Origin of the sequence: Streptomyces spectabilis, from assembly GCF_008704795.1 — a bacterium.
Classification (GTDB): domain Bacteria; phylum Actinomycetota; class Actinomycetes; order Streptomycetales; family Streptomycetaceae; genus Streptomyces; species Streptomyces spectabilis.
Window position 1 is genome coordinate 9,571,678 of record NZ_CP023690.1, and the last position, 18,188, is coordinate 9,589,865.

Annotated in this window: 15 protein-coding genes and 1 pseudogene; 11 read left to right on the forward strand and 5 right to left on the reverse strand. The window is 71.8% G+C overall.

Annotated elements, in window-relative coordinates; translation table 11 throughout:
* Nucleotides 1-708: 708 nt before the first annotated feature.
* The 5 genes and pseudogenes from CP982_RS40590 to CP982_RS40610 all read left to right on the forward strand — a co-directional run bounded on the left by CP982_RS40590 (nucleotide 709) and on the right by CP982_RS40610 (nucleotide 6,274).
* Complete coding sequence (locus CP982_RS40590; RefSeq protein ID WP_150515076.1) at nucleotides 709-2,121, forward strand: family 2B encapsulin nanocompartment shell protein; 1,413 nt, start codon at nucleotides 709-711, stop codon at nucleotides 2,119-2,121.
* Nucleotides 2,081-3,426 (forward strand): annotated as a pseudogene (locus tag CP982_RS40595) (family 2 encapsulin nanocompartment cargo protein terpene cyclase). Before CP982_RS40590 ends, CP982_RS40595 begins: the two are co-directional and overlap by 41 nt.
* Nucleotides 3,427-3,441: 15 nt before the next feature.
* On the forward strand, nucleotides 3,442-4,347 hold the full coding sequence (locus tag CP982_RS40600; protein ID WP_150515077.1) for a geranyl diphosphate 2-C-methyltransferase: 906 nt from the start codon (nucleotides 3,442-3,444) through the stop codon (nucleotides 4,345-4,347).
* Between the two features lie 137 nt (nucleotides 4,348-4,484).
* On the forward strand, nucleotides 4,485-5,288 hold the full coding sequence (locus CP982_RS40605; protein ID WP_150515078.1) for a MerR family transcriptional regulator: 804 nt from the start codon (nucleotides 4,485-4,487) through the stop codon (nucleotides 5,286-5,288).
* On the forward strand, nucleotides 5,285-6,274 hold the full coding sequence (locus CP982_RS40610) for a BtrH N-terminal domain-containing protein (RefSeq protein WP_150515079.1): 990 nt from the start codon (nucleotides 5,285-5,287) through the stop codon (nucleotides 6,272-6,274). Before CP982_RS40605 ends, CP982_RS40610 begins: the two co-directional genes overlap by 4 nt.
* 149 nt (nucleotides 6,275-6,423) lie before the next feature.
* Here the strand turns inward: CP982_RS40610 and CP982_RS40615 are convergent, their stop codons facing one another.
* Nucleotides 6,424-7,428: a GlxA family transcriptional regulator gene (locus CP982_RS40615; RefSeq protein ID WP_150515080.1), complete on the reverse strand. Its 1,005-nt coding sequence runs from the start codon at nucleotides 7,426-7,428 to the stop codon at nucleotides 6,424-6,426.
* A 111-nt stretch (nucleotides 7,429-7,539) separates the two neighbouring features.
* On the opposite strand from CP982_RS40615, the gene CP982_RS40620 reads away from it, so the two are divergent.
* Nucleotides 7,540-8,415, forward strand: a complete 876-nt coding sequence (locus CP982_RS40620; RefSeq protein ID WP_150515081.1) for a dienelactone hydrolase family protein — start codon at nucleotides 7,540-7,542, stop codon at nucleotides 8,413-8,415.
* A 35-nt stretch (nucleotides 8,416-8,450) separates the two neighbouring features.
* Here CP982_RS40620 and CP982_RS40625 read toward each other — a convergent pair whose 3' ends face one another.
* Both CP982_RS40625 and CP982_RS40630 read right to left on the reverse strand, forming a co-directional pair.
* Entirely contained in the window at nucleotides 8,451-9,023 is a 573-nt protein-coding gene (locus CP982_RS40625; RefSeq protein ID WP_150515082.1) for a dihydrofolate reductase family protein, read from the reverse strand.
* A gap of 197 nt (nucleotides 9,024-9,220) precedes the next feature.
* A complete protein-coding gene (locus CP982_RS40630; RefSeq protein ID WP_150515083.1) occupies nucleotides 9,221-10,210 on the reverse strand; it encodes a hypothetical protein in 990 nt (329 codons plus the stop codon).
* Between the two features lie 502 nt (nucleotides 10,211-10,712).
* Here CP982_RS40630 and CP982_RS40635 point away from each other — a divergent pair.
* Nucleotides 10,713-11,573, forward strand: a complete 861-nt coding sequence (locus CP982_RS40635) for a calcium-binding protein (protein ID WP_229879120.1) — start codon at nucleotides 10,713-10,715, stop codon at nucleotides 11,571-11,573.
* Between the two features lie 78 nt (nucleotides 11,574-11,651).
* On the opposite strand, the gene CP982_RS40640 is transcribed toward CP982_RS40635, so the two are convergent.
* Nucleotides 11,652-12,692: a saccharopine dehydrogenase family protein gene (locus CP982_RS40640; protein ID WP_150515085.1), complete on the reverse strand. Its 1,041-nt coding sequence runs from the start codon at nucleotides 12,690-12,692 to the stop codon at nucleotides 11,652-11,654.
* A 110-nt stretch (nucleotides 12,693-12,802) separates the two neighbouring features.
* Here CP982_RS40640 and CP982_RS40645 point away from each other — a divergent pair, with 110 nt between their 5' ends.
* Both CP982_RS40645 and CP982_RS40650 read left to right on the forward strand, forming a co-directional pair.
* Nucleotides 12,803-13,774: a helix-turn-helix domain-containing protein gene (locus tag CP982_RS40645; protein ID WP_150515086.1), complete on the forward strand. Its 972-nt coding sequence runs from the start codon at nucleotides 12,803-12,805 to the stop codon at nucleotides 13,772-13,774.
* A gap of 148 nt (nucleotides 13,775-13,922) precedes the next feature.
* A complete protein-coding gene (locus tag CP982_RS40650) occupies nucleotides 13,923-14,261 on the forward strand; it encodes a hypothetical protein (RefSeq protein WP_150515087.1) in 339 nt (112 codons plus the stop codon).
* Nucleotides 14,262-14,360: 99 nt separating this feature from the next.
* Here the strand turns inward: CP982_RS40650 and CP982_RS40655 are convergent, their stop codons facing one another.
* The gene (locus tag CP982_RS40655; RefSeq protein ID WP_150515088.1) at nucleotides 14,361-16,193 is read right to left on the reverse strand and encodes an alpha/beta hydrolase; all 1,833 of its coding nucleotides are present in this window, start codon (nucleotides 16,191-16,193) and stop codon (nucleotides 14,361-14,363) included.
* A gap of 154 nt (nucleotides 16,194-16,347) precedes the next feature.
* Between CP982_RS40655 and CP982_RS40660 the strand changes: the two genes are divergently transcribed.
* Both CP982_RS40660 and CP982_RS40665 read left to right on the forward strand, forming a co-directional pair.
* Nucleotides 16,348-17,478 (forward strand): sensor histidine kinase, encoded by a 1,131-nt coding sequence (locus CP982_RS40660; protein WP_229879119.1) that lies wholly within the window; start codon nucleotides 16,348-16,350, stop codon nucleotides 17,476-17,478.
* Between the two features lie 5 nt (nucleotides 17,479-17,483).
* On the forward strand, nucleotides 17,484-18,185 hold the full coding sequence (locus CP982_RS40665; protein WP_150515089.1) for a response regulator: 702 nt from the start codon (nucleotides 17,484-17,486) through the stop codon (nucleotides 18,183-18,185).
* Nucleotides 18,186-18,188 lie beyond the last annotated feature (3 nt).

Genomic DNA, 18,188 nt, shown 5'->3' on the forward strand with positions numbered 1-18,188 from the left:
CCGTGACGGGCCGGGCGGACGCCGTGCCGCGGCGGGGGGAGGGGAGCTGGACGCGCACGTGTACGGGGGAGTGGACGAGCACTCCCCGCATCCCCCGCACTCGTGTGTGCTCACCCCTCGCAAGCCGAACTCGGCACGGCGGGCAGCACGATGTCTCCGGCGGACAGCAACGGGACCCCCAGCAGGATTGGTTGCCGCGTACGACGGCGTTTCTCGCGTGTGGTCATGGACCCTTCCCTGGTCTGTCGTGATCTTGCGCATCGGCGGAGTGCCACATGTCTGTGCGGGGGGTTCGTTTGAGCCGGGCGCGCGGATTGCGTCCTGAGGGAAGGGGGGCCTTGTCTACGTCAACGTCTGTGCGTGCAGGGCGGTTTGACGAGGCGTCGTCCAGGGATTCGGTACCAGTCCCTCCGGGTTGGGTGTGAGACGCCGGGGAGGGAAGAGGAGTGTGCGGCCGCACCATGTCTATGGGCCGGATTGACTGCTGTCCGAAAACCACTGATGACCGCCGCAAACGCCCTGCCGGTCAAGCTCACTGCATCGAAGTAATACCCATGGATTTCCTGGGTGGACGGGGCACAACGGCCGTTACTGTTCCCTGAGTTCTGGACGGATTCACCGATATTAGCCCCGAATTATCAACTTTCAACAGTTATGCACAGGCGTGCCCTTGGCTGCCGTCACGTGCTTTGTGAAGGAGCTTGCCCGATGACCGTTGACGCCAGCCGGGAGGCACAGCTGGAGCCGCAGCCGCGGACCAGCCTGGGCACGGCGGCTGCCCGCAACCTGGCCACCACGACCAAATCCGCCCCGCAGATGCAGGAGATCACCTCCCGCTGGCTGCTGCGGATGCTGCCCTGGGTGGAGACCAAGGGCGGCACCTACCGGGTGAACCGCCGACTGACGTACACCGTCGGCGACGGGCGCATCGACTTCGTGCAGGACGGCGCGGACGTCCGTGTCATCCCCCGGGAACTCGGCGAACTGGCCCTGCTGCGGGGCTTCGAAGAGGACGACGTGCTGACCGCGATCGCCGACCGGTGCGTGCAGCACGACTTCCGTGCGGGCGAGGTCCTGGTCGAGCGCGGCGCGGCCGCAGAGCGGCTCCACCTGATCGCCCACGGCCGGATCAACCAGACCTCCGTCGGCAAGTACGGCGAGGAGGTCGCGGTCGCGGTGCTCGGCGACGGCGACCGCTTCGGCGACGACGCCCTCCTTGACGCCGACGCCACCTGGGACTTCACGGCCACCGCCGAGACCGACGGCACCCTTGTCACACTGTCCCGCCGCGACTTCGCCGCCCTCCTGGACGCGGCGCCGAGCCTGCGCGCACACATCGAGCAGTGGAGCACGCTGCCCCAGCAGCGGCAGAACCGCCACGGCGAGGCCGAGATCGCGCTCTCGGCCGGACACACGGGCGAGCCGTCGCTCCCCGGCACGTTCGTGGACTACGAACTCCACCCGCGCGAGTACGAACTCTCCGTCGCCCAGGCCGTCCTGCGGGTCCACACGAGGGTCGCCGACCTCTACAACGGCCCGATGAACCAGACCGAGGAACAGCTCAGGCTCACCATCGAGGCGCTGCGCGAGCGCCAGGAGCACGAGCTGGTGAACAACCGCGAGTTCGGGCTGCTGCACAACGCCGCCCTCAAGCAGCGGATCCAGCCCCACGCGGGCCCGCCGAGCCCGGACGACATGGACGCGCTGCTCTGCCGCCGCCGCGGCACCAAGTTCTTCCTCGCCCACCCCAGGACGATCGCGGCGATCGGGCGCGAGTTCAGCGCCCACGGGCTCTACCCGGACAACGTCGACCTCGGCGGGCAGCAGGTCCCGGCCTGGCGCGGCGTCCCGATCCTGCCCTGCAACAAGATCCCGATCACCAAGGAGAACACCAGCTCGATCCTCGCCATGCGCGTCGGCGAGGACAACCAGGGCGTCGTCGGCCTCCACCAGACCGGCCTGCCGGAGGAGTACGAACCGGGCCTCTCGGTGCGCTTCATGGGGGTCAACGACCAGGCGGTCCTGTCCTACCTCGTGACGACGTACTACTCCGCGGCCGTCCTGGTGCCCGACGCACTGGGTGTGCTGGAGAACGTCCAGATCGCCCGCAGGCCCGACTAGCCGTCCCGCCGTCGAGGCCTGCCTTCCCCCGGCTGCCAAGGCCCGTGCCGCTCCGGACCGGCCGGGCACGCCGGGGAGCCGGGCCCAGGGCGGCCCACCCACGTCATCTAGGAGTCACGGATGCCCGATTCCGGGCCTTCCCCCCTGCCACCGAGCGCGAGCGAAGCGAACCCCGCGCTCGCCCGGGTCCTGCGCGGCCCCAGCGGCCTGGGCACGGCGAGCCTCAGCCTGGTCCGGCGCGACGAGCTGCCGGTCCCGCCGGATCCGGAGCCGCCGGAGGCCGAGTCGCTGACACCCGAGCCGCCGGAGCAGCCGCCTCCGGCGGAGGGCAGGCCGATCCCCGGTCTGTACTTCCACCCGGTGCCGGAGCCCGATCCCGTACGGGTGGAGGAGGTCGGCCACCGGATCAAGCGCTGGGCGGTGGACGAGGTCGAGGCGTACCCCCCGGAGTGGGAGGACCAGTTCGACGGCTTCTCCACCAGCCGGTACATGGTCGCCTGCCACCCGGACGCGCCCACCGTCGAGCACGTGATGGTCGCCGCCCGGCTCATGGTCGCCGAGAACGCGGTCGACGACTGCTACTGCGAGGACCACGGCGGCTCCCCGGTGGGGCTCGGCGGCAGGCTGCTGCTCGCACACACCGCGCTCGACCCGCTCCACACGACGAAGGAGTACACGCCGGACTGGGTGGAATCCCTCCAGTCGGACGCCCCGCGGCGCGCGTACCGCTCCGCCATGGAGTACTTCGTCCAGCTGGCCACCCCCTCCCAGGCCGACCGGTTCCGGCACGACATGGCCCGGCTGCACCTGGGGTACCTCGCGGAGGCGGCCTGGGCCGAGACGAGTTACGTGCCGCAGGTGTGGGAGTACCTGGCGATGCGCCAGTTCAACAACTTCCGCCCCTGCCCCACCATCACCGACACCGTCGGTGGCTACGAACTCCCGGCGGACCTGCACGCACAGCCCGCCATGCAGCGGGTCATCGCCCTGGCGGGCAACGCCACCACCATCGTCAACGACCTGTACTCGTACACCAAGGAGCTGGCCAGCCCCGGCAAGCACCTCAACCTGCCCGTGGTGATCGCCGAGCGGGAGGACGTCTCCGAGAAGGAGGCCTACCTCAAGGCGATCGAGGTCCACAACGAACTCATGCACGAGTTCGAGGCCGCGGCCGCGGAGCTGGCCGCCTCCTTCCCCGACCCGCGCGTGCTGCGCTTCCTCAAGGGCGTGGCCGTCTGGGTCGACGGCAACCACTACTGGCACATGACCAACACCTACCGCTACAGCCTTCCCGATTTCTGGTAAAGGGGGACTTATCCAATGTCCAGCACCGATTTCACCACCGATGTCACGTCTGTGAACGGCTCTGCCGACCAGCCCGTTTTCATCCCCGCCCCGGCGACGCCCTACCAGGGCGACATCGCGCGCTACTGGGACCACGAGGCCCGGCCCGTCAATCTGCGCCTCGGCGACGTCGACGGCCTCTACCACCACCACTACGGCATCGGTGACGTCGACCGTTCCGCACTCGGGGACACCGGGGACGACGCGTACGAGAAGAGGCTGATCGCCGAGCTGCACCGCCTGGAGTCGGCGCAGGCCGAGATGCTCCTTGACCACCTCGGCGCCATCGCCCGCGACGACACGCTCGTCGACGCGGGCTGCGGCCGCGGCGGCTCCATGGTCATGGCCCACCAGCGGTTCGGCTGCAAGGTCGAGGGATTGACCCTGTCGGCCAAGCAGGCCGAATTCGGCAATCAGCGTGCCCTGGAGCTGGGCATCGAGGACTCCGTCCGCTCCCGCGTCTGCAACATGCTCGCCATGCCCTTCGAGACCGGGCAGGCCGCGGGCTCGTGGAACAACGAGTCGAGCATGTACGTCGACCTGGAAGACCTCATGGCCGAGCACTCCCGCGTCCTGTCCGTGGGCGGCCGCTATGTGACGATCACCGGCTGCTGGAACCCCCGGTACGGACAGCCGTCGAAGTGGGTTTCGCAGATCAACGCGCACTTCGAGTGCAACATCCACTCCCGCCGGGAGTATCTGCGCGCGATGGCGGACAACCGCCTGGTGCCGCAGGCCGTCGTCGACCTGACCCCCGCGACCCTGCCGTACTGGGAGCTGCGGGCCACGTCGTCCCTGGTCACGGGCATTGAGGAGGCGTTCATCAACTCGTACAGGGACGGCTCGTTCCAGTACGTCCTGATCGCCGCCGACCGCGTCTGAGCCGACGGGAGAGCACGGGGGCCGGGCCCGTCGTCCGACAGGTCCGGCCCCCGCCGTGCCCCCGCCGCCGGGACACGCGGCAGGGCCGGACCGGCTCGGGTGGACTCTCCCACGGGGGGAGAGTCCACGATGGAGACGTGCGAGACGAACTTCTGACCATCGGGCGCTTCGCCCGGCTGTGCCGGCTCAGCGTGAAACAGCTGCGGCACTACGACGAGACGGGGCTGCTCGCGCCGATACACGTCGACGCCAGCTCCGGCTACCGCTACTACGCGCCCGGCCAGGCGCGCGACGCCCTGACCATCGCCCTGCTGCGCGAGATGGATCTGCCCCTGGCCGTGATCGCCGAGGCCCTGGCCGCCGAGCCCGGGCGCAGGGCGGAGCTCCTGCGCGCGGAGCGCGACCGCCTCGCCGAGCGGATCAGCCGGGACCGGGCGCGCCTCGGAATGCTGGAGCGGCTCGAAGAGGGCGGCCTGCCCGGGTACGAGGTCAGCGTCGCCACGGAACCCGCGCGGCACCTGGCGGTGACGCGGGCGACCTGCGCCGCCACGGACATCGGCGACACGGTCGGAGCGTGCGTGGGCCGACTGCTGCCCCTGCTCGGCGGGGCATCGGTCGGATGGGAGCCGCCGCTGTGGGGGCTGTACCCCCTGGACCTGGAGGAGCGGACCCGGATCGCCGTGGGAGCGCAGACGCCGCAGGGCGCGCGCGTCCCCGGCCTGACGCGTGAGGTGCTGCCCCCGGGGCCCGCGGCCCAGACCGTGCACATCGGGCCCTACGCCCAGCTGCCCCTGGCCTACAACGCCCTCTTCGCCGCCATCCACGAGCGCGGGCTTCGCCCGCACGGACCCGTACGGGAGGCCTATCTGGTCGGACCCGCGGAAGCACCACCGGAAGAACTGATGACCAGGCTGGTCATCCCTGTCGAGGAGAACGCATGACGCGAGTGAAGGACGTCGATGCCCGCGGGATGCGGCACTGCGAGACCACAGCGCTTGACGTGCTGCTGAAGCACGAAGGGATCGACCTGTCCGAGCCGATGCTGTTCGGGCTCGGGTCAGGGCTGACGTTCATCTACTGGGACAGCAAGAACCAGGACTTCCCCTTCCTCGGAGGGCGGGTGAAACCCTTCGAGCTCACGCGGAACGTGGCCGCACGGCTCGGCCTCGACCTCCAGGTCCGCGAGACCACGTCCGCCCGCAAGGCCTGGCAGAACGTGGCGGGGCCGCTCGACGAGGGCCGGCCCGTCGGGCTCCAGCTCGACAGCTACTACCTGGACTACTTCACCTCGAAGGTCCACTTCGCCGGTCACGTCGTCGCCATGTACGGCTACGACGAGGACGACGCCTACCTGGTGGACACCGCCCAGCAGGGCGGAGCGGTGACCACGGCACTGACCGGCCTCGCGGAGGCCAGGGCCGCGCGCGGTCCGATGTCCGCCCGGCACCGCTCCTTCACGCTCACCGCTCCGGCCGGGGCCGTGCGGCCGCGGGACCACATCGTTCCCGCCATCAAGGCCTGCGCCGAGGCCTTCCTCCATCCGCCCATCGCCAACCTGGGCCACCGAGGCATCGAGAAGGCCGGAAAGCTCGTCCGCACCTGGCTCCGGCGCAGTGATGACCCGCAGCGGGACCTGCCGCTTGCCGCCCTCCTGATGGAGCGCGGCGGCACCGGTGGTGCCCTGTTCCGCAACCTGTACCGCGACTTCCTCGCCGAGTCCGCCGAGCTGGTCGACAGCGACCACCTGCGCACCGGGCAGACGCTGTACGCCGAGGCCGCCACGCTGTGGACCGAAGTGGCGGCGCTCGTCGAGAAGGCCGGTGAGTCGAACGACGAGCGGTGTCTCGTGCAAGCGGGCACGGTCCTCGGCGAGCTGTCCCGCATCGAGAGCGAGGCCATGCGGGAACTGAGCCTCCTGCGGGACTGAGGAGCCGGGGGTCGGGGCGCCCTCAGGAAGGGTTTCGGGCCGAGGCCCTTCTTGACCGTGCCGCCGCACAGTGAGGACGGCACGGCGGCGCCGTTCCCGTACCAGGGGCCGTCATCTGACCGGCGATCGGTGCGGAAGGTATCTGTGGGTCATGTGCGCGTCAAGAGGTTCTCCGGGGGCTCGTGCCGTCGGAACGCCGAGCGGTACGCGCTCGGCTGTCGGCCGGTGTGCCGGGCGAAGACGCCGCTGAACGTCCCGGCGTCGCGGTACCCGACGTCGCCCGCGATGCTCGCGACGGTCCTGTCGGTCGTCTCCAGCAGGAGTCTGGCGCGGCGGACCCGGGCGCCCTGCAGATAGGCGAGCGGCGTCTCGCCGGCCTCGTCGCCGAAGCGCCGGAGCATCGTCCTCGTGCTCACGCCGAAGGCGCGGGCGAGGGCGGTCAGGTCGTAGCGGGCGGCGAGGCGCTGGTCGAGCCACCGCTTCACCCGGTGCGAGAAGCCCGCGCCTGCCGTGGGCAGCAGCTCCGGGTCGACGTAGGCGGCCTGGCTGGAGCGCGCGTCGTCGAGGAGCGCGACGCGCGCCGTGCCGCGGGCGACGCGCGGGCCGTCGTGCTCGCGCACGAGCCGCAGTGCGAAGTCGTACATCGCGCTGAAGGCGGCGGTGGTCGTCACGCCCCGGTCGGTGACGACCAACTGGTCGGGGCGGACCCGCACATCGGCGTACCGGCGCGCGAAGCGGTCCGCGAACAGCCAGGACGTCGTCGCCTCGCGCCCGTGCAGCAGACCGGCCTCGGCGATCAGGAAGGCGCCGACGCAGATCGAGACGACCGCGGCGCCCGAAGCGGCCCCCGCCCGGATCGCGGCCGTCTCCGGCGCCAGCTTCGCGAGGGTCGTGTCGAGGTCGATCGCCGGGGACAGCTCGAAGCCCGGCACGACGACGACGTCCGCGGGGCGCACCGCCGAGACGTCGACGCGCGAGCCGCCGGACGCGGTCACGCTGCGGCGCGGGGAGACGACCGACGCCTCGTACGACGGCTCCTCGGCCCCGTGTGCCGCGGCGACGTGCGTGGCCATGGTCAGCAGGTCGAGGACGCCGAACACCTCCGACGCGAAACAGCCGGGGTAGGCGAGGACACTCACGCGCAGCGGACTCATACGGCACCTCCGGTCACCCGACGGGTGGCGACATCGTTTGGCGACATCACCGTGAGACATGGCGATACCGCCGCTTCTCCGGAGAGGCAGCCTCTCGCCATCCTTGCGCCCATGACAACCGAGCGAGCCCACAGAGACCTGTCGCGGACCGGGAGCCGTCCGCCACGGGCCCAGGACGATCCGCTGGACGACTTCACCCGGAGGACCGTCAGCGTCGAGGGCATCGGCAAGACCGTGTACGTCACCGGGTCGGGGCCGGCGGTCGTCCTGATGCCCGAGATGCCGGGCATCAGCCCCGATGTCGCGCGGTTCGCGCGGTGGCTGCGCGCTGCCGGGCTCTCCGTGTACCTGCCTTCGCTCTTCGGCGTCGACGGCGCCTATCCGCGTGCCGACGCGGTCGAGCGCGTGGTGCGGCCCGCCTGCGTCAGCGCCGAGTTCCGGGCGTTCGCCAAAGGAGGCACCAGCCCTGTCGTGGGCTGGCTGCGCGGCCTCGCCCGCGTGGCGCACGCCGAGCGCGGGGGGCCCGGCGTCGGCGCGGTCGGGCTGTGCTTCACCGGCAACTTCGCCTTGACCATGACGCTCGAACCCGCGGTCATCGCCCCCGTGGTCAACCATCCGTCGCTGCCGCTCGACGACCCCGGCGGCCTGGAGATGAGCGCCGAGGACGCCGCCGCCGTGGCCGAACGCGTCGAGCGGGACGGACTGCGGGTGCTCGGCTACCGCTTCGACGACGACACGTGGTGCACCGGCCGGCGGTTCGCGGCCTACCGCGCGCTGCTCGGCGACGCCTTCGACGGCCGCGTCCTGCCCGGCGCGGCGGCGCACACGGACCCTCCGCCCTTCTTCCGGGACGTCGTCGGCTGCGCCCACAGCGTCGTCACGGCACACCTCGTCGACCAGGAGGGTCATCCGACCGCGCGGGCCCGCGACGAGATCATCGCCTTCCTGGCCGAGCGGCTCGGGCTGCCGGACGCCGGGACCGACTGACGCCCCGGCACGTGGCCGCAGCCCGAGCCGTCACCTCACCGGACGACGTCGAAGACGTTCTTCTGCAGGCCGTTGGCGTACGCCTCGTGCTCGATCAGCTTGAGCTTCTGGGTGTCCTTGTCCGTGTCGCTGAACAGGCGCTTGCCCGCGCCCAGCAGGAGCGGGAAGACGAGCAGGTGGTAGCGGTCGATCAGACCGGCGTCCGAAAGGCTCCGGTTCAGGGTGGCGCTGCCGTGGATGATGATGGGGCCGCCGTCGGTCTCCTTGAGCGCGGCGACGTCGTCCAGCGTGCGCAGGATCGTGGTCTCGCCCCAGTTCGACACCAGGTCGCTCTCCGCGAGGGTGGTGGAGACGACGTACTTCGGCATCACCTTGTAGTCCGCGAAGTCCTCCATGGCGGGCCACACCGGGCTGAACGCCTCGTAGCTGACCCGGCCCATCATCATGGCGGCGGCTTCCTGCTGCTCCCGGCCCTTGATCTCGAAGGCCTCGGGGAGGAACTCGACGTCCTTGAAGGTCCACCCCGAGTTGCGGTAACCGGGCTCGCCGCCGGGAGCTTCCACGACGCCGTCGAGCGAGACGAAAGCGGTGCTGATCACAGTACGCATCTGGGTTCCTCGGTCTCTCGTGTCCGGTTCAGGTGCCCGGTTCTCGGCGAGTTCGGTCGGTGCGCGCTCCCGCCGCCCACGCGGCGTCGGCCGCACCAGCCATGATCTATGACCTCGGGCCGTGGAGAAACTCATCGGTCGCCGCCCGCTCGGTCCTCCGAGCGGGCGGCTGTCGCTGTCGCCGTCGCGGCGCCGGATCAGGGCGCGAGGTGCCTGACCGGTGCGGGCGCGGGGTCGTCGGTGGCGAAGCGCGGCACCTCGTCGTTCTCGTCCCGGTTGCCGTTCTTCTCGTGGATCCACTTGCCCGCGAGGGCCGGGATCCAGGCGGAGAACTCGCTCTGGGTGAGGTCGGCGGGCACCTTGGCGCCGAGCCGGTTGAGCTCGGCGGCGGGCAGCCGGAGGGTCGGGTCGATGCGTTCGGCGGGGGCGTTGACCATCGCGGCGTCCCACACCTGAAGGGCGAACGTCGTGCAGTTGCGGGCGGGGGTGCCGGCCCAGCCCCCGGTCAGCAGGTACTTCCAGGTGGGCAGCAGGGTGTACTTCTCGTCGACCTGCTTGCGCCGCTCGATCTCCTTCTCGAAGGCGGCCTGTTGGGCGGGGTTGAGCGCCTTGCAGCGGGCCGCGCGGGGCGCGTAGGCGCCGTTGCGGTCCTGCTTGCGGCTGGGCCGGTCCCACTCGATCAGCGGCTTGCCGGGCGTGTTGATGTCGTAGCCGGTGTAGTTGACGGACATGCCGTCCACCGTGCTGCCGTCGCCGTTGCGGCCGTCGGGGTCCTGCGGCTGGAACGAGTACGTGTCGTAGCGCGCGGTGCCGCCGTTGGCGAGCTTGCGCTCGAAGGCGCCGTGCGAGTTGAAGTGCACCAGCCAGCTGTGGCCGAAGACGTGCTGGCTGACGTTGAGTTCGTACAGGAGCTTGTTCGTCTGCTCGCCGTAGGAGAGCTGACCGTACTTGTTCTGGAAGTCCTCGGACTTCCAGAGGGTGTAGGCGCGGGTGCCCACGTCCCAGACGTAGCCGCCGGTGGTCCTCTCGGTGATCTCGGTGCTGTAGACGCACAGCGTGTTGTCGGCCGGGGCGGCGGCCCGGGGAGCCGCCGCCGACGGCTCCGCCGCGGCGGCCGGTGCGGAGACGGCGGCCGTGGCGAGGACGGCCACGGCACAGGAACGGGTGAAGAAAGAACGCAAAGTCACGGCAAAGGTATACATGCGATGCCCCGTCCATGATCATTTCGATGATCGGTTTCGAGCCAGGGTGCCGTTGCGGCCGCGCGGCGGCTCCGCGGTCCGTCGGCGGGTGCGGGGTGTGCGCGGTGTGCGTGGCGCGGGACGGTGTGACGCGCCGTGAACAGTCGACTCCGCAAAGGCGCTCGCACCGCCCACGGAGTGTCGCCGCACGAAATGCCGTTACATGCGCTCGAGTTCAGGGCGATTGCCTGGAGGTGTGGGTGAATTCACGATGAACTCACCCTTTCCCTGTGTTGTCAATTTGCTCGCGAGGATATGAAAGGTGCAGGTCAGAGGTGTATGGCGGAGGATTGATCGAGCCTGGGTGCGGCTTTCCTGGACGGTGGGAATGCAACCAAGTGCCTACTCCACGAGTCCCACGTTGTTGTTGAAACCACTTACTTCTCATGGAGGTTGGGAAATGCGCTCTCGACTCATCAATGGCCGTACGTTAAGCGCTGCTTCGGCGTTGGCACTGGCTCTCGGCGCGGGGATCGCCACGCCGGTGCTCCTGTCCGGATCGGCGAGTGCCGCCGCGCCGTCGGCCACCGCCGCGGTTGACGGGAAGTCGGTCGTCTACACGGCCGCCGCGGGCCAGGTGAACAAGCTGGACGTCACCGCGTCGAGGACCGGTTCGGGCATCGACAACCTCACCTACGTCATCGACGACGTGGTCACCATCAAGGCGGGCAGCGGCTGCACCTACCCCACGAGCTCCGACCGCACCAAGGTGTCCTGCAAGGTGGACACCCGGGACAGCCAGGACCCGTACGCCACCCTGGAGCTGTCCACCGGTGACCGCGACGACACCGTCAAGTACACCAACAGGACGGACGACGCCTACTACTTCGCCGCGCTCGACCTCGGCAAGGGCAACGACACCCTGACCGAGGCCGCGGGCGTCCAGGGCAACTCGATCCTGGGCGGCGCGGGCGACGACACCCTCACGGTCGGCGAGGTCAGCGTCGTGCTCGGCGCCGACGGCAAGGACACGATCCGCGCGGGCCGGGGCGCCATCTCGAAGGGCGGCAACGGCAACGACACGATCTACGCCAGCGGCGAGAACAGCGACGTCGAGGGCGAAGCGGGCAACGACGTGATCCGCGGCACCGGGAACCGGCAGAACCTCTCCGGCGGTGACGGCGACGACACGATCCGCGCCGGTGCCGGGGACGACTTCGTCTACGGCGGCAAGGGCAACGACGTCCTGCGCGGCGAGGGCGGCGACGACACGATTTACGGCAACAGCGGCGACGACAAGCTGTACGGCGGTGCCGGCCGGGACACCCTGTCCGGCGGCCCCGGCAGGAACGAAGTCCACCAGGACTGACACCCCGCACAAGGTCGGCCGCCGGGGCCGGCGGCCGACCGTCCCGGGTCCGCGCCGCCGCACGAGCGGAGCCGCAGGCTACGGGCGCGGCCCCAAGGTCTCGACGGTGATGTGCGGCGCCAGCGAGCGGAGGAAGTCCGGCGCGTCGAAGACGCTGCCCGCGGAGGCGACGCCCACCGCCCTGACCCGCCCGGTCAGGACGCGGTGCACCGCTTCCACCACGAGCGGCGCGGTGACCGCGTAGATGTCCTGGCCGCGGGCCACGGCGCGCCGCTCGGTGTCGCCGGAGCGCACGACGACGTCGACGAGGAAGGTCTGCGAGGACCTGCCCCGCTCGTCGACGGCCGCCGGGGTCGGTGTGTCCGGGGCCGTCACGTCCCCGGCCGCCTCGACGGTCATGTACGTGCGTACCTCGGGAACGGCCAGATGGCTGGGGACCGTGACGACGTCGGCCATCGAGAACTCCCCGATCACGGAACGCGTGCCCACCGGGTCGGGGAAGTCCCACTTCAGGGTGGGCGCGGCGTCGTCGCGGTACTCGAGCCGCCCGTTCGCGAAGCGCACGCGCCGGCCGCCGCGCCGCTCCCGGGAGACCGCGCCCGCGGCGCGCGTGCCCGGGGTGGGGTGCCAGCCGTTCAGGCCGTAGGCGATGTGGACCTCGTCGGCCTTGGTCCAGTCGCCCATCGCGGCCGTGGCCACCAGGTCGCCGAGGCCGCCGTAGAAGGCCATCGCGGGCACGATCACCGTGCCCGCGGCCCGGGCCCGGTCCGCGAAGTGCGCGAACGTGTCGGCGTTGGCCTCGATCTCGGCCGCCACGTCCAGGTACGGGATCCCGGCGCGCAGCGCCGCCTCGATCACGGGAGCGGCGGTCGTGGCGAAGGGCCCGGCGCAGTTGACCACGGCCGCCGCACCGGCGAGGGCGCGATCGAGCGCGGCCGGATCGTCGACCGGGGCGGGCCGGACCTCAAGACCGGGGTGGGACGCGGCCAGCGCCCGCAGCTTGTCGGCGTCCCGACCGGACAGGACCGGGACGAACCCGCGCTCCCGCAGCTGCGCCACCACGAACCGGCCGGTGTGCCCGTACGCGCCGTACACCGCCACCGTCTGCCCCGTTGCCATGACTGCTCCTCGCACTCGCATCGTGTTTGAACGATCAACTAGGACCATCCTGGCCGCTGCGGACGCCCTGCGTGAGTGTCTGGAACGACATGACGCATACAATTTCGGACATGAGTTCTGTCGCGCTCGCCGTCACCGACGGGATGCTCCACTTCGAACTGTCCGTGGCGTACGAGGTGTTCGGTTCCGCACCGGACGCCGTCCCCGGGCCCTGGTACGACGTCAGCGTGTGCGGTGCGGACGCGGTGCGGTTCGGCCGGTTCCGGCTCGAGCCCGACCACGGCCTCGACCGGCTCCGCCACGCCACCACCGTGATCGTCCCCGGCTGGGCCGACGTCGACGTGCGGCCTCCCGCCGAACTGGTCGACGCGGTGCGCGCGGCCCACGACGCGGGCGCGCGCGTGGCGTCCCTGTGCACCGGCGCCTTCGTCCTGGCCGCCGCGGGCCTGCTCGACGGGAAGCGCGCGACCACGCACTGGGCGCACACCGGGGAACTGGCCGCCCGCCACCCGCGGGTGGAGGTCGACCCGGACGTGCTCTACGTGGACAACGGCAGCGTGCTCACCTCCGCGGGCAAGGCCGCAGCGATGGACCTCTGCCTGCACCTCGTCCGCCTGGACCACGGCTCGTCGGTCGCCAACGCCGTCGCTCGCCGCCTGGTCGTGCCGCCGCACCGGGACGGCGGCCAGGCCCAGTTCGTCACCGCCCCGGTGCCCGCCCGGGACGACCATCCGCTCGCCGGTCTCTTCCCCTGGGTGATCGAGCGCCTCGACGAACCGCTGACCGTGGAGGACCTGGCCCGCCGGGCGCGGATGAGCTCGCGCCACCTGGGCCGGCACTTCAAGGCCGCGACCGGCACCACCCCGCTGCAATGGCTGCTGACCCAACGGATCCGCCGCGCCCAGGAGTTGCTGGAGCGGACCGACGACGGCATCGACGCCATCGCCGCGGCCACCGGGATGGGCACCGCCACGACCCTGCGCCGCCACTTCAACCGCACCGTCGGCGTGCCGCCGGACGCCTACCGCCGCACATTCCGGTCACGAGGCCCCGTCAAGGGACCCGCGCGCGGCGTGAAGTAGCCGCTTCGGCAAACGATGGGCAAACGTAAGGCGAGCTGATGCTACGTGTAAGGGAGTCCGTCAAGAATGGACAGTGAAGGAGAGGGAAGCCAAGGGGCCCGGACGCCGCGGTTCCCTGGCCGGACAACAAGCAGCAGGGGGCCGGGAGATGAAGGACGCATCGGGACATCCGCTGGCCGCGCCGAGGATCCACGAAGCCGCCGACGGAGTCGTCACCCTCGACGGTCGCGGGACCGAGCTGATGGTGCGGATCGAGCCGTACGCGGGGATGGCCGCGGGGGACCAGGTCCAACTGCGCTGGGACACCGGCGTGTTGCGCACGTCCCGGATAGACACGCAGGTCATCGACGCCGGTGAGGTCGGAGAGGTCAAGGTCTTCACCGTCGTGGGGCTCTCCCCGGGCACAGCGCGGGTGAGCTATCTCGTGGGCCACCCCGCCGGTGACTGGCACGCCTCGCAGCGCCTGACCGTCACCGTGCGAGCGTGATCCGCAGAGGCTGCGGCTCCGTGTGCAGGCCGGTCCGACCGCTCGCGGGCGGTCGGACCGGCTCGGGCGCGCGCCGTCGCTCGATCGAGCGCGGTGCGGTCAGGCGCCGGGCGGCACGCTGCCCTTGACCACGCTGCCGGGCGCGGGCACGGCCAGGCGCGTGAGGTAGTCGACGATGGCCTCCCGCTCGCCGCCGCCGTTGAAGACCTTCGCGCCGTGCCCCCAGCCGTCGACCTCCACGAGCGTCGCTTTGTCGCCGAGACGCTGTGCGACGGAGCGGGCCCAGTCGACGGGCGTGGCGTTGTCGTGCCGGGCGTTGATCAGCAGCATCGGCTTCTCGGTGCGGAACTCTTCGGGCCGCGCCGCCCGGGGCGTGGGACGCTCCGGAAGACCCAGGCACAGGTTGGCGTACCCGACCGCGTTCGGCGAGAAGCCGAAGGCGGGCGCGGCCTCACGGGCCGCCTTCTGGTCGGCGAGGTAGGCCGCCGCGTCCGGGGCGCGCAGGTTCAGGTCGACGCACACCGCCTGGTCGGCGACGGGCAGCAGCTCTGCCGCGGGCTGCTCCTCGGCGTCCTCCTGCCAGGGCTTCCCGCTGTCCAGGGCCTGGAGGTACTCGCCGACCACCGGCCAGGACGGGGTCAGGAGCATCTGGTCGAGCGTGCCGTTCAGGGCGGCGGGCGTGACCTTCTTGCCGTCGTTGCGCAAGGTCCCGTCGGCGGCCTTGGCGGCCACGCGCCAGTAGACCGTGCGCGGGTCCTTGTCGCCCAGCGCGCACTCGTCGCTCGTGCCGCACCACCGGGCGAACTGTCCGTAGGCCCGCTCCAGGGCGCGGGCGCTCGTCGCGCTGAAGTCGCGTCGGCTCACCGCCGTGTCCATCACGCCGTCGAGCACGGCGGCCCGCACCCGCTCGCCGTACAGCTGCGCGTACCGCTGACCGTAGACGGTGCCGTACGAGTGCCCGTACAGGGACACGCGGTCCTCACCGAGCGCGGCGCGCACGGTCTCGACGTCGTGGCTGACGCTGGTGGCGTCGGTGCGCGCGGCCACAGGGCCGGACGCGCGGGCACAGTCCTCGGCGAAGGCGCTCGCCCGCTTCCGCTCGCGGGCGAACTCCGCGGCCGAGGCGGCGGGCTTCTTGTCCCCCGCCATGGCGACGTACGGCCCGGCCGGACAGCGCACCGGGCTGCTCGCGCCGACACCGCGCGGATCGAGGCTGACGATGTCGAAGCGCCGCTCGAGGCTGCCCCACGCGTCGGTGGCCCGGACCGTGTCGACGCCGGAGTTGCCGGGGCCGCCGGGCAGGAAGACGAGGGTGCCGACGCGCCGGTCCGGATCCGTGGCCGTGCGCCGGGCGACAGCGATGTCGATCTTCTTGCCGCCGGGCTTCTTCCAGTCGACGGGCACACGCACGGTGCCGCAGTCGGCGCCCTTGGGCATGCCCTCCCCGCTGGGGCAGGCCTTCCAGGCGACGCGCTGCGCCGGGATCCGCGCGGCTGCCGTGCCCCGGCCCACGGACGCGACGTCGCGGTCCTGCCACGCGTACAGGGCGCCCCCGATGCGCGCCCCCGACCAGGAGCCGCAGTTGAAGCCGGCCTTCGCGGCAACGTCGGACGGGAACCAGTCGGCCTTGAGGCGCGGCTTGCCCTGCGGCTTCCCCCGCACGCAGGAGGCCGGGAACGCGCCGTCCTTCGCCGTGAACCGCAGGATGCGGTCCTCGCCGGTCGTCGACATCACGTACGAGACGTCGGTGGCGTCGTCCGGCAGCCATCGCGGCACGGACTTCCGGTCCTCCTTCGCCTCGGCCCCGGTCTTGTACGTCGCCTTCTCCTGGTGGTCGTCGAAGGGGTTGTACGAGCCGCCGCACGCCGTCACAAGGACGGCGAGCGCGGCCACGCCGAGGGCACAGGCCGGTGTGCGCGGAATTCGGGGCATGGGCGTCGCTCTCTTCAGGAGTCCTGGAATGCTGCGTATCCCCACGGTCGCCGAGCGCCGCCGGGCGCCGCCTCAGCCATTCGATGGATCGGAGCCGCGCCGGTCCGGCTTTCGGTTGAGCCCCCGCGTACGACCTGGTCCGTACATTCGCTGTGTGAACCGCCGCCGCATGCTGCTCCTCGCCCTGCCGCCCGCGCTGCTGCTCTGGCTCGGCGACCTCGTGTCGAACGGACCGGACGGATCCCGGCTCCCGCTGCTGTCCGGTCCCCTGGCCCTTGGGGCACTGCTCGCGTGCCACCGCGTCGCCGTCGAGACCCTCACGGCCGCGGCGGCGCTGGCGTCCGGGGCGCTGACGCTCGGGATGCTCCGGTTCGCTCCGGCGGGCGGCAGCTGGGGGGTGCTGGAGTCGGCGGCCCTGCTCGCGCTGCTCGCCGTGGCGGCCCGGACGGCACGGGTGCCCGCGGCGTACGTCCTCTGCCCGCTCCTGGCCGTCGCGATCGCGGCCGCGCCGGTGCGCATGGGCTTCCCCTCGGACGCCCAGACCTTCGCCTTCCTGCTGACGGTCGCGGCGGGCGGCGCGCTCGCGCTCGGCTGCTACCTGCGCTCCCTGGACCGGCGCCGGGCCGGCGCCGTGAGCGCCGTGCAGGAGGCGGAGCGCCTCGCCCTCGCCCGTGACCTGCACGACTTCGTCGCCCACCACGTCACCGGCATCGTCGTCCAGGCCCAGGCGGCCCGCACCATCCGGGAGACCGCGCCCGAGCAGCTCGACCCGCTCCTGGCGGGCATCGAGCGGGCCGGTACGGAGACGCTCGCCTCCATGCGGCGCCTCGTGCACGTGCTGCGGGCCGCGCCCGACGCCCCCACCCGGCCCGCAGACCTGCTCACCGAACTCGCCGCCCTGGTGGCCGCGCACGGCGACGGCGGGGGAGCGGCCGCCACCCTGGACGTCTCCGCCGACGCCCGGGCCCTCGCCCTCGCACCGGAGGTCGAGACGTCCGCGCACCGCGTCGTGCAGGAGTCCCTCACCAATGTGCGCCGCCACGCACCCGGGGCCGACGAGGTCCGCGTACGTCTGACGGCGCGCGGCAGCCGACTGCGCGTCGAGGTCGGCAACGGGCCCGCGCCCGCGGGGGAGCGGCCGCCGCCCGGCGGCAGCGGCGGGCTCGGCCTGGTCGGCCTGCGCGAGCGGGTGGAGGCGCTCGGCGGCCGCTTCGACGCGGGGCCCGCCCCGGACGGGGGCTGGCGGGTTCGCGCCGAGTTCCCCCCGGCGCACCTGCCACACTGACCACGATGAGCGCTACGACCCCCGAGACCGCCACCGCGCCCCTGCGCGTGCTGATCGCCGACGACCAGGAGATGGTGCGCACCGGCTTCCGTCTCATCCTCGCCGCGCAGCCCGGCATCGAGGTGGTCGGCGAGGCCGCGGACGGCGCCGCGTGCGTGGAGCTGGCCCGGCGGCTGCGCCCCGACGTGTGCCTGGTCGACGTCCGCATGCCGAAGCTCAACGGCCTGGAGGTGACCCGTCTCCTTGCCGGTCCGGACGCGGTCGACCCCCTGCACGTCGTTGTGGTGACCACCTTCGACCAGGACGACTACCTGGACGAGGCCCTGCGCTCCGGCGCCGTCGGCTTCCTGCTCAAGGACGCCGGGCCCGGTCTCCTGGTGGAGGCGGTGCGCGCCGCCGCCCGCGGCGACGCCCTGGTCTCGCCCGCCGTCACGCTGCGGCTCCTTTCGCGCATGGCGGACCGGCACGGCCCGCAGTGCGGCGCGGCGGCCGAAGGGGCCGCACCGCACGAGCTGTCCGAGCGGGAGCTGGACGTCGCCCGGCTCGTGGCGCGCGGCCGCACCAACCAGGAGATCGCCGCCGACCTGTACATCTCCGTCGCCACCGTGAAGAGCCACCTGGTCAACATCCAGGCCAAGCTCGCCGTCCGGAACCGCGTCGAGATCGCGGCCTGGGCCTGGGAGTCGGGGCAGATGGGCCGCGCCTGACGG

Coding starts and splice junctions, on each gene's coding strand:
- CP982_RS40590 (WP_150515076.1), top strand. CDS start 709: ATGACCGTTGACGCCAGCCGGGAGGCACAGCTGGAGCCGCAGCCGCGG.
- CP982_RS40600 (WP_150515077.1), top strand. CDS start 3,442: ATGTCCAGCACCGATTTCACCACCGATGTCACGTCTGTGAACGGCTCT.
- CP982_RS40610 (WP_150515079.1), top strand. CDS start 5,285: ATGACGCGAGTGAAGGACGTCGATGCCCGCGGGATGCGGCACTGCGAG.
- CP982_RS40615 (WP_150515080.1), bottom strand. CDS start 7,428: ATGAGTCCGCTGCGCGTGAGTGTCCTCGCCTACCCCGGCTGTTTCGCG.
- CP982_RS40620 (WP_150515081.1), top strand. CDS start 7,540: ATGACAACCGAGCGAGCCCACAGAGACCTGTCGCGGACCGGGAGCCGT.
- CP982_RS40625 (WP_150515082.1), bottom strand. CDS start 9,023: ATGCGTACTGTGATCAGCACCGCTTTCGTCTCGCTCGACGGCGTCGTG.
- CP982_RS40640 (WP_150515085.1), bottom strand. CDS start 12,692: ATGGCAACGGGGCAGACGGTGGCGGTGTACGGCGCGTACGGGCACACC.
- CP982_RS40645 (WP_150515086.1), top strand. CDS start 12,803: ATGAGTTCTGTCGCGCTCGCCGTCACCGACGGGATGCTCCACTTCGAA.
- CP982_RS40650 (WP_150515087.1), top strand. CDS start 13,923: ATGAAGGACGCATCGGGACATCCGCTGGCCGCGCCGAGGATCCACGAA.
- CP982_RS40655 (WP_150515088.1), bottom strand. CDS start 16,193: ATGCCCCGAATTCCGCGCACACCGGCCTGTGCCCTCGGCGTGGCCGCG.
- CP982_RS40665 (WP_150515089.1), top strand. CDS start 17,484: ATGAGCGCTACGACCCCCGAGACCGCCACCGCGCCCCTGCGCGTGCTG.